Source organism: Marinovum sp. J2-8 (assembly GCF_055808435.1).
This window is the reverse complement of record NZ_JBVVRZ010000008.1, coordinates 134062-144373: the sequence shown is the minus strand read 5'-3', so window position 1 is coordinate 144373 and position 10312 is coordinate 134062. Positions and strand designations below refer to the sequence as shown.

The window sequence follows — 10312 nt, the reverse complement described above, 5'->3', positions numbered from 1 at the left end:
TCAACGTGGCGCGTTGGGGGCGGATCGCCAAAAACCCAAGGTTTGACAGGCGGAAAAACGCATCCCGCACAGGTTGACGAGACACACCCAGCTGTTTGGCAACCTCGATTTCGGACACTTTGGTGCCCGGCGTCAATTGCAATGAAATCACCGCTTCATAGAGGGCGTCAAACACCTGTTCCGTGGCCGATTTTACCGGCGCATCGGCAAGCGGGGCAATGGCAAGGTCTGACATGCTCTCTCCGGTCTTGAAATAAGGTGACGTGTTGTTACCCCAAGATACATTTTGACACAACTGGCAAACTAGCATATTAGAAGATCAGCTTGCCAAACACGGGGGGAACCACGGCCAATGACACTTACAGATCCCGATCGTCTGTTTCCGATTGAGCCGCGTTTGCGCGACATGGCCCGCGCCATGTATCAGAGCGTTTGCGATCTGCCGATCCTGTCACCGCACGGACATTGCGACCCCAGTTGGTTTGCCGAAAACGCGCGGTTTCCGAATCCGGCGGAACTGTTTGTCATCCCCGATCATTATGTATTTCGCATGTTGGTCAGCCAAGGTGTGACGCTGGCCGAACTGGGTGTTCCCCGCGTCGATGGCGGCCCGGTCGAAAGCGACCCGCGCGCGATCTGGCGTCGGTTTGCAGAGCGCTATCACCTGTTTCGCGGCACGCCGTCGGCGATGTGGCTGGAACATTCGTTTGAACATGTCTTCGGGCTGAACACCGTGCTGTCTGCCGAGACCGCCGATGCCTGTTATGATCATATCGAGGCGAAACTGGCGACCGATGCCTTTCGCCCCCGCGCCCTGTTTGAGAGTTTCAACCTGGAGCTTTTGGCCACCACCGAAGGCGCGCTTGACGATCTGCGCCATCACGCAGCGATCCGCGACAGCGGCTGGCAGGGGCGAGTGGTCACGACATACCGGCCCGACGCCGTGGTTGACCCGGAATTCGAAGGCTTTGCCGACAACCTCGTTCAACTGGGCGCATTGACCGGCGAGGACACGGCCACCTGGGCCGGTTATCTGGCCGCGCACCGCACACGGCGGGCGTTTTTCAAAAGCTTCGGCGCAACCGCATCGGACCACGGCCACCCCACGGCGCGCACCGCCGATCTGCCGCAGGATCAGGCGGCGACGCTTTATGACAAGGTGCGCAGCGGCGATTTCACCGCTGACGAGGCCGATCTGTTCCGGGGGCAGATGTTGACCGAAATGGCACGGATGAGCCTTGATGACGGGCTGACCCTGCAAATTCACCCCGGATCGCGGCGCAATCACTCTGCCAATATCTTTGCCACTTTTGGCCGCGACAAGGGCTTCGATATTCCCGGTCGCACCGATTACGTTGCCGCGTTGAAACCGCTGCTGGATGCGGTGGGGATGGAGCCGGACCTGACCATCATCCTGTTTACGCTGGATGAAACCGCCTATGGCCGCGAACTTGCGCCGCTGGCGGGCGTCTATCCGGCGCTGCGTCTGGGGCCGCCATGGTGGTTCTTTGACAGCTACGAGGGCATTCGCCGTTTCCGCGAAACCACCACCGAAACCTGTGGGTTCTATAACACTGCGGGTTTCAACGACGACACCCGCGCATTCTGTTCGATCCCGGCACGTCACGACGTCGCCCGCCGGTCGGATTGCGCCTATCTCGCCCAACTTGTCGCCACCGGACGTCTGCGCGAAGCAGATGCCTATGAAGTGGCACATGACCTGACATATGGCCTCGCGAAAGCGGCCTACAAGCTTTGATACCAAAGGACCAAGAATGACCCTGACTGCCGAAACCCGCTATGCCATCGACCCCGCCACAGCCAAGACCCTGGACACCCAGGGCCTGCGCGACCATTTTCATGTCAGCGGCCTTTTCAACGCGGGCGAGATCAAGTTGGTCTATTCGCATTACGACCGCCTGATCCTCGGCTCTGCCGTGACCGATGGCGCGCCGCTGGTGCTGGACCACGTGCCGGAAACCGGCACCGCAACCTTTCTTGAACGGCGCGAAATGGCGGCCCTGTGCATGGGCGACACGGGCGCGATTTCCGTGGGCGGCGAAACCCATGACATGACGCGTGGCGAGGTTCTGTATATCGGCATGGGCGCCGGTCCGGTGACGTTTGCATCCGGGCGCTTCTATGTGCTGTCGGCCCCGGCGCATCGCAGCTGCCCGACAAAACTGATCCGGGTGGCAGACGCCCGCCGGGTCGAAATGGGATCGCGCGAAACCGCCAATGAACGGGTGATTATTCAGGTGCTGCACCCGGACGTTTGCGAAAGCTGCCAGCTGTTGATGGGCTACACGCAATTCGCCGAAGGCTCGGTCTGGAACACCATGCCTGCCCATACCCATGATCGCCGGATGGAGGCATATCTGTATTTCGATCTGCCCGACGACGCGCGTGTCTTCCACATCATGGGCAAACCGGATGAGACCCGCCACCTGGTGATGGCAAACGAAGAAGCTGTGATTTCCCCGCCCTGGTCGGTGCATTGTGGTGCGGGTACCGGATCTTACACCTTCTGCTGGGCGATGGCCGGTGACAATGTTGATTTCACCGATATGGACATGGTCGACATGGGGGATCTGCGATGAGCAGCGCCTTTTCACTGACAGGCCAGCGGGCGTTGGTGACAGGCGCCAACACCGGCATCGGTCAGGCGGTTGCCGTCGGGCTGGCCGCCGAAGGCGCGCATGTGATTGCCGCCGGGCGGTCGTCTTGTGCGGAAACTGTGGGCTTGATCGAAGCGGCGGGCGGCACCGCTGAGGCGCTGACGCTGGATCTTGCAGATCCGGCGGCGGGCGCGGCGGTTCTGTCCGGGGTTGGCGATCTGGACATTCTGGTCAACAACGCCGGCATCATCCGGCGCGAAGATGCCGTGGATTTCGCTGAATCCGATTGGGATGATGTGCTTGAGGTCAATCTCAAGGCGGTTTTCCTGCTGTGTCAGGCCTTTGCCAAACAGGCCATTGCACGCGGTAACGGCGGTCGGATCGTCAATATTGCCTCGCTGCTCAGCTTTCAGGGCGGCATTCGCGTGCCGGCCTATACCGCGTCGAAACACGGGGTTGCCGGTCTGACCAAGGCGCTGGCCAACGAATGGGCGGGCGCGGGCATCAACGTCAATGCTGTGGCGCCGGGCTATATTGCCACCAACAACACCACCGCCCTGCGCGAAGACCCGAAACGGTCTGCGGAAATCCTTGGCCGTATTCCGGCGGGGCGTTGGGGTGATCCGGCGGATATTGCCGGGGCGGTGTCGTTCCTGTGCATGCCTGCATCCGGCTATGTCACCGGCGCGGTCTTGAATGTCGATGGAGGTTGGCTTGCCCGATAGACCCCGTCTGACCCGCACTGGCGCCACGCCCAAAACCGGGATTGTCCATCTGGGCCCCGGCGCGTTTTTCCGCGCCTTCAATGCGGTCTACACGGATGAGGCCATGGCCGCCAAAGGCGGGGATTGGGGCATCGTGGCGGTGTCACTGCGCAGCCCCACCGCCCGCGACCAGATGCAACCACAGGGCGGGGCCTATACCTCGGTCACGCTGGGGGCGGCTGGCAATACGGCCAAGGTGATCCATGCGATCACGGATGTTCTTGTGGCCCCGGAAGACCCCGGCGCGGTGCTTGCGGCCATGGCCGACCCCGCGGTCAAGATCGTGTCACTGACGGTCACGGAAAAGGGCTATTGCCACGCGCCCGCCACCGGACGTCTGAACGCCGATCACCCGGACATTACCCATGATCTGGCCCATCCCGACCAGCCGAAATCTGCGCCCGGCTTTCTGGTTTCGGCCCTGGCCAAGCGGCGGGCGGCGGGTGACACGCCCTTTACCGTATTGTCCTGTGACAACCTGCCGTCCAACGGCCACCTGGCACGTGGCGTGGTGCTGGATTTTGCCCGTCTGGTCGATGGCGATCTTGCAGCCTGGATCGAGGCCAATGTGCCCTTCCCCGCCACCATGGTGGACCGGATCACCCCGGCCACCACCGATGCGGATGTCGAAACGCTGGCGGCGGATGCGGGATATTACGACCCCGCCTGTGTCGTGCATGAGGCATTTCGCCAATGGGTGATCGAGGATAATTTTGCCGATGGCCGCCCGGATTGGGCCGTGGCCGGGGTGCAATTTGTCGAGAATGTCGACGCGCATGAAACCATGAAACTGCGCTGTTTGAATGGCACGCATTCGACACTGGCCTATCTTGGCTACCTTGGCGGATATGACACCATTTCGGACACCGTGGCGGACCCAGCCTATGCCGCCTTGTGCGACATGCTTTGGCGGGACGAGATCCTGCCAACCGTGCCGCAGCCAGAGGGGGAGGACCTGCCCGCCTATGCCAAGGCCCTGCTTGCGCGTTACCGGGATACCGCGATCCGGCATCGCACCTGGCAGATCGCCATGGACGGCAGTCAGAAACTTCCGCAGCGGCTTTTGGGAACCATTTCCGACAATCTGGCGGCCGGGCGTGTGCCGCTTGGACTCTGCCTCGCGGTGGCGGGATGGATGCGGTATATCGGCGGTGTGGACGAAAATGGCGCAAAAATTGATGTGCGCGATCCACTCGCAGACCGGCTTCGGGCGGCGTCGGATCAGGGTGAAACCCCTGCTGACAAGGTCGTGGCCCTGCTCGAAATTCGCGACGTGTTTCCCGCACAACTCGCTGAAAATAAAGCATTTATCTGTGCTGTCACCGATGCGTTTGTTGGCCTGACAAACCGGGGCGCGCGGTCAATGGTGACTGGCTTGGTCGGGAGTTCACAAAAAGTTTGATTTCCAGAAATTACTAGTATACCAGTTCATCAACGCCTGTAAGAAGCCTCCGGACCGGCCACGGTCATTGTCCGGGTAAATGGCCATAAACAGAACAACTCGGCGGGTTCCCGGACCGGGGCACTGCCAAAATCAGGATGGCCTGCCCTGCGGGTGCGGCCGCCACACGATTTGAACGACCGAACAAGAAGTCATTCAAGCGCAACGGAGGAGGACACAAATGTTCATGCGCCTTTCAAAAACGATTTTCACTGCCGGTGTTGCCGGTCTTTTGGCCACTGCGGCCGTGGCTGACAACTGGCGTGGGTGGAACATCCACACCGAAGGTTACCCCAACACCGTCGCAATGGATAAATTCGCCGAACTGCTGGACGAAAAGACCGGCGGCGAAATTTCCCTGCAAATGTTCCACGGCGGCACGCTTGGCTCGCAACCTGATGGCATCGAGCAGGTGCGCCTTGGCGGTCTGGCAATCGGCAACTTCAACCTTGGCCCGATTGGCCCGATTGCACCGGCGGCCAACGTTGTGTCGCTGCCGTTCATCTTCAAGAATGTGGATCACATGTTCCGCGTTCTGGAAAGCGAAGGCGGCGAAGCCATTGCCGCCGGCATGGCGGAAAAGGGTCTTTACCCGCTGGCATGGTATGACGCCGGTGCGCGGTCTTTCTATAGCCAGAAGCCGATCGAAACCCCGGCGGATGTTGTTGGCCTGAAAGTGCGGGTGATGAACAACGATCTGTTCACCGGCATGATCTCTGCCTTGGGTGGCAACCCCTCGCCGATGGCGTTTTCCGAGGTCTATCAATCGCTGAAAACCGGCGTTGTCGACGGTGCGGAAAACAACTGGCCGTCCTATGAATTGACCGGTCACTACGAAGTGGCGGGCTACTATTCACTGAGCCAACACCTGATCATTCCCGAGTGCCTGTGCATCAATGCCGACACCTGGGCGGGTCTGTCCGACGACATGAAGGTCGCGGTCAAGGAAGCAGCCCAGGAATTGGCCGTTCTGCAACGGGAACTGTGGAAAGAGCGTGAAGCGGCAAGCCAGACCAAAGTGATGGAAGCTGGCGTCAACTTCAACGAGATCCCGAACAAGACCGCATTCCAGGAAGCTATGGCCCCGGTCTATGAGGCATATCTGGAGGCCAACCCCGACCTGCGGGATTTGGTCGAACTGATCCAGACCACCGAATAATATAGCAAAGTCAGCCGCCCGGTCCACATGATGGGCCGGGCGGTGACCTCTCTGGGAGAGATTTTATGCAAGATACGCACCGCTTTTGGCGGGCCTTTGATGGTACGCTCGATTCCATTGCTTTTGTGTGCAAGCTGATCACCGGCATTTCCCTGGTTGTGCTGACAGTGATTTTTGGCTGGCTGGTTTATGGCCGATATGTGCTGAATGCGACACCAACATGGGTGGAACAGGTGGCTTTCCTTCTGGTTATGGTCATTGCGTTTCTTGGCTCTGCGGTTGGGGTGCATGAACATACACATCTGTCCGTGTCGATCCTGCGCACCTCGGTCATGCCGCATTTGCGCCGGCTGCTGATGATGTTCACCGATGTGGTGATGGGCGGTTTTGGCCTGCTTATGGCATGGTACGGAACCCAGTTGACGATCTTCAAATGGGGCTCCGAGATCCCATTGCTTCACCTGCCCGAAGGCCTGCGGTCTTTGCCTTTGGCGCTGGCGGGTGGTTTGATTTTCCTTTTTCGGTTGGACATTTGGTGCGCATCCTGCGCGACACCGATCTCCGCACCGATATTATCGAATAGGCGGACATCATGGGTTTGGCTCTATTGCTGGGCGTTTTTGCGCTCTGTGTTGTTGCGGGCGTGCCAGTGGCATTTGCCCTGGGCATTTCTGCGGTCTCGGCCTTCTGGTGGGAAGGTCTGCCGCTGATGATCGGCTTTCAGCGGATCATTTCCGGGATCAACGTCTTTTCGCTGATGGCGATCCCGTTTTTCATCTTTGCCGGTGAAATGATGTTTCATGGCGGCATCGCCATGCGATTGGTGAAATTCGCCTCATCCGCCGTTGGCGCCGTGCGCGGCGGCCTGGGCATCGTCAACGTGTTTTCGTCGATGTTGTTCGGCGGGATTTCCGGCTCGGCCGTGGCCGATATTTCCGCATTGGGGTCGATCCTGATCCCGGTGATGAAGGAAAAAGGCTATGATCCCGATTATGCGGTGAATGTCACCGTGACCTCGTCGATTGCGGGGATCATGATCCCGCCCAGCCACAACATGATCATCTTTGCCGTGGCGGCCGGGGGGGGCATTTCGATTTCTAAACTGTTCCTGGCCGGGGTTGTTCCGGGAATGTTGATGTGCGTCTGCCTGGCAACGGCGGCCTATCTGGTTGCGGTCAAACGCGGCTACAAGGCCGAAAAGTTTCCCGGCTGGACCGCCCTGTTCCTGAGCTTTGTCTACGCCCTGCCCGGTCTGTTCACGGCGGTGATCATTGTCGGCGGTGTGTTGTCCGGCATCTTTACCGTCACGGAATCCGGTGCATTTGGCGCGATCTATGCCTTTGTCGTTACATTGATCGTCTATCGCGGCATCACATGGGAGAATTTCAAAATCGCGGTGCTGCAATCGGTGCGCACAACGGCGATGGTGATGATCCTGATCGCCTGTGCCGGGGCCTTTGCCTATATGCTGACGTTCTTCCGGGTGCCTGCGCTGACGGTCGAGTTCCTGACCAGCATCACAGACAACTGGATTCTGATCCTGTTGATGATCAACTTTGCCCTGCTGGTGTTGGGCATGATCATGGACATGGCGGCGCTGATCCTGATCTGTACGCCAATCTTTTTGCCGGTCGCCAATACGCTCGGGATTGATCCGCTGCAATTCGGCATGATGATGATGATGAACCTTGGCCTTGGCCTGTGTACACCTCCGGTTGGGTCCTGCCTGTTTGTGGGCTGTGCGGTTGGCAAATTGCCGATGGAGGTCGCGGTGCGCACGATCTGGCCGTTCTACCTTGCCATTCTGGTGGCGCTGGTGCTGACGACCTTTGTGCCGGCGGTCTCTCTGACCTTACCGGGACTGCTGGATTGATCGCGACACCATAAGCCAAAAGAAAACGGCGCGCGTAGGGATTGCCCAACGCGCGCCGTATCATTTCAAGGGTCGTGATTTCAGGTGATCCGGTCAACGCTGGCCGCGATTTCATCGTCATCGAAACAGCGCAGCCAGTCATCCTTCATCAGCACGGGAATGCCGAATTCGATCGCCTTGTTGGCGGCGTCGGAAAACACCCCCTTATGCTGGTCAAACATCACCGCACCCATGATGTTCATATGACCCAGAAGGAAATCGCGGGCACATTCATGCGGCACGCCCTTGCGCACCACTTCGTCCATCGCCATCCGCAGGACCTTCATCAGCGATCCGTTGACGGTTTCGGACAGGCCCGGTTCAAGCAGCGCGAATTGTTTCAATGTCACCCGATGTGACCGCGCCACCGGCGCATAGATCGCCTTGCCGACCCGTTCGCCAAGGGCATAATCCTTTTCCGGGCCTTGCACCAAGACGTTGACGATACCCTGGGCGGCGGCAATGCCACCGAAATAGTCGCGCCGGGCCTCGACCTCGGTTTCATCGTTCCAGATCGGCGGGTGACAGGGGTGCGACACGAAATAGGTGACGTCATCCCGTTCCGGCAGATGTCCGGCAAAGGGCGCAGCCCCATCGAGAATGAACAGCATGGCGCCGGATTTTACCTTGTTGATGATACCATGCGACACCTTGCCGATCACCGTATCCGGCACCGCCAGCACAATGATGTCCGCGCCATCCAGCGCCGTGTCCATATCCACGCACTCCACGCCATAGGCATCGCGCACCGCCGCCTGACCGGCTTCGGATACTTCGACATGCATGGTTTCGAATTCGTCGTTCTTGGCCAGGTTCGCGCCCAGACGCATCCCCATTTTGCCACCGGCTCCGAACAGTGCCAGTTTCGTCATGATCTCTCTCCTCGAAGTCTCGGTCGTTGCCGGAAATGGAATTGACAACTGGTATAACCACATACTAATTAGATATGCAAGTCAAGCCGCAAGGCTCCCCGCGCGCTCCGAACAGATTGGCGAATGAATGGCACCTCAAAACCAGGACTTATGGCTCGCTTGGTATGGCGATGACTTTACCGGCGCCTCTGCAGTAATGGAAGTTCTGACCTTTGCCGGGGTGCCCTCGATGCTGTTCCTGGACGTGCCAACGCCAGAGCAATTGTCCCGCTTCCCGGATCTGCGCGCGATTGGGGTGGCCTCGACCGCGCGGGCACAAAACCCGGAATGGATGGACCGCCATTTGCCGGATGTGTTTGCCCGGCTCAGGGCAATGAACCCGCAATTGCTGCATTATAAGGTGTGCTCGACACTGGATTCCAGCCCCGAGGTCGGCTCAATCGGACGCGCAACCGAGATTGGTGCCAAAGTGATGAACAGCCCCGTTGTGCCGGTGATGGTCGCCGCGCCGCAGATGCGGCGGTATCAATGTTTCGGCCATCTCTTTGCCGGTATGGGCGCGGATGTGCATCGGCTGGACCGGCACCCGGTGATGTCGCGCCATCCGGTCACGCCGATGGATGAATCCGATGTGGCCTTGCATATTTCGCGGCAATCGGACCGGATTGACCCGGCGTTGCTGTCGCTGGAACAGCTGGCCAGCGGGGTTGCATTGCCCGACACCGCCGCCCCGGATCGCATCAAACTTGTCTCGCTGGATTCGATGGATCACGCCTCCGACACTGCTGCCGGGCGGGTCATTTGGACCGCCCGCGACAAAAGCCGGTTTGTTGTCGGCTCGCAGGGGGTGGAATTCGCCCTTGTTGCCCACTGGCAGCACACCGGCGCATTGGACATGATCCCGCCGCCGCCGGGAATTGGGCGCTCCGATGGCATGGTGTCGGTCTCTGGCTCCGTCTCGCCCACAACGGCGGATCAGATCAATTGGTCACGCAACAACGGCTTTGCCTGTATTGAGTTCGACGCCACCGCGGTCTGTCACGGCGCAAAGGCCATCGAAGCCGAAATTGACCGCTGCTGTGATGCGGCCCGCGCCGCCCTGTCGGATGGCCGCGACCCGTTGATCTACACCGCCTCTGGCCCGGATGATCCGGCGGTGGCCCGGTTGCGCGCTGCGGTTTCGGCCAGCGCCATCGACATGCCCACCGCCAACCATCACATCGGCGCGGCGCTGGGCCGGTTGTTGGCGCGGGTGCTGGCGCAAAACGGCCTGCGCCGCGCCGTGGTTTCCGGCGGCGATACATCCGGCTTTGCCACGCAGGAGCTGGGGATTTTTGCCCTGTCCGCCTTGGCCCCGACCATTCCCGGTGCCTCCATTTTCCGTGCCCATGCCAGGGGCGCGATGGACGGTCTGGAACTGGCGCTGAAGGGCGGGCAAATGGGCAGCCCGGACTATTTCGGATGGGTGCGTGATGGCGGGGGCCTGCGATAAGATGGCCGGATGTAACCTTGGGTAATGTGCTGGGCGAAGTCCCGTGGTATTCAA

Annotated in this window: 10 protein-coding genes; 8 read left to right on the top strand and 2 right to left on the bottom strand. The window is 59.9% G+C overall.

Annotated features, from left to right (window positions below):
* Nucleotides 1–235 (bottom strand): GntR family transcriptional regulator (locus AC0L4F_RS20015; RefSeq protein WP_244691143.1); only part of this gene is annotated, 235 nt, incomplete at its 3' end.
* A gap of 117 nt (nucleotides 236–352) precedes the next feature.
* Between AC0L4F_RS20015 and uxaC the strand changes: the two genes are divergently transcribed.
* The 7 genes from uxaC to AC0L4F_RS19980 all read left to right on the top strand — a co-directional run bounded on the left by uxaC (nucleotide 353) and on the right by AC0L4F_RS19980 (nucleotide 7855).
* Nucleotides 353–1759, top strand: coding sequence for a glucuronate isomerase (gene uxaC, locus AC0L4F_RS20010; protein ID WP_244691142.1), 1407 nt, complete (start codon nucleotides 353–355; stop codon nucleotides 1757–1759).
* A gap of 16 nt (nucleotides 1760–1775) precedes the next feature.
* Nucleotides 1776–2600, top strand: a complete 825-nt coding sequence (kduI, locus tag AC0L4F_RS20005) for a 5-dehydro-4-deoxy-D-glucuronate isomerase (protein WP_244691141.1) — start codon at nucleotides 1776–1778, stop codon at nucleotides 2598–2600.
* On the top strand, nucleotides 2597–3343 hold the full coding sequence (gene kduD, locus AC0L4F_RS20000) for a 2-dehydro-3-deoxy-D-gluconate 5-dehydrogenase KduD (RefSeq protein ID WP_244691140.1): 747 nt from the start codon (nucleotides 2597–2599) through the stop codon (nucleotides 3341–3343). Before kduI ends, kduD begins: the two co-directional genes overlap by 4 nt.
* The gene (locus tag AC0L4F_RS19995; RefSeq protein WP_244691146.1) at nucleotides 3321–4784 is read left to right on the top strand and encodes a mannitol dehydrogenase family protein; all 1464 of its coding nucleotides are present in this window, start codon (nucleotides 3321–3323) and stop codon (nucleotides 4782–4784) included. The genes kduD and AC0L4F_RS19995 overlap by 23 nt, the downstream gene beginning before the upstream one ends.
* Nucleotides 4785–5004: 220 nt before the next feature.
* A complete protein-coding gene (locus tag AC0L4F_RS19990) occupies nucleotides 5005–5982 on the top strand; it encodes a TRAP transporter substrate-binding protein (protein WP_473446923.1) in 978 nt (325 codons plus the stop codon).
* A gap of 65 nt (nucleotides 5983–6047) precedes the next feature.
* Nucleotides 6048–6692, top strand: coding sequence for a TRAP transporter small permease (locus AC0L4F_RS19985; protein WP_244691139.1), 645 nt, complete (start codon nucleotides 6048–6050; stop codon nucleotides 6690–6692).
* Nucleotides 6575–7855 (top strand): TRAP transporter large permease, encoded by a 1281-nt coding sequence (locus AC0L4F_RS19980; protein ID WP_244691138.1) that lies wholly within the window; start codon nucleotides 6575–6577, stop codon nucleotides 7853–7855. Before AC0L4F_RS19985 ends, AC0L4F_RS19980 begins: the two co-directional genes overlap by 118 nt.
* An 80-nt stretch (nucleotides 7856–7935) precedes the next feature.
* Here the strand turns inward: AC0L4F_RS19980 and AC0L4F_RS19975 are convergent, their stop codons facing one another.
* Nucleotides 7936–8766 carry a phosphogluconate dehydrogenase C-terminal domain-containing protein gene (locus tag AC0L4F_RS19975; protein ID WP_280520695.1) on the bottom strand — a complete coding sequence of 277 codons (831 nt, stop codon included), beginning with the start codon at nucleotides 8764–8766 and terminating at the stop codon, nucleotides 7936–7938.
* A gap of 127 nt (nucleotides 8767–8893) precedes the next feature.
* On the opposite strand from AC0L4F_RS19975, the gene AC0L4F_RS19970 reads away from it, so the two are divergent.
* A complete protein-coding gene (locus tag AC0L4F_RS19970) occupies nucleotides 8894–10258 on the top strand; it encodes a four-carbon acid sugar kinase family protein (protein ID WP_244691137.1) in 1365 nt (454 codons plus the stop codon).
* The last annotated feature ends 54 nt before the right edge of the window (nucleotides 10259–10312 follow it).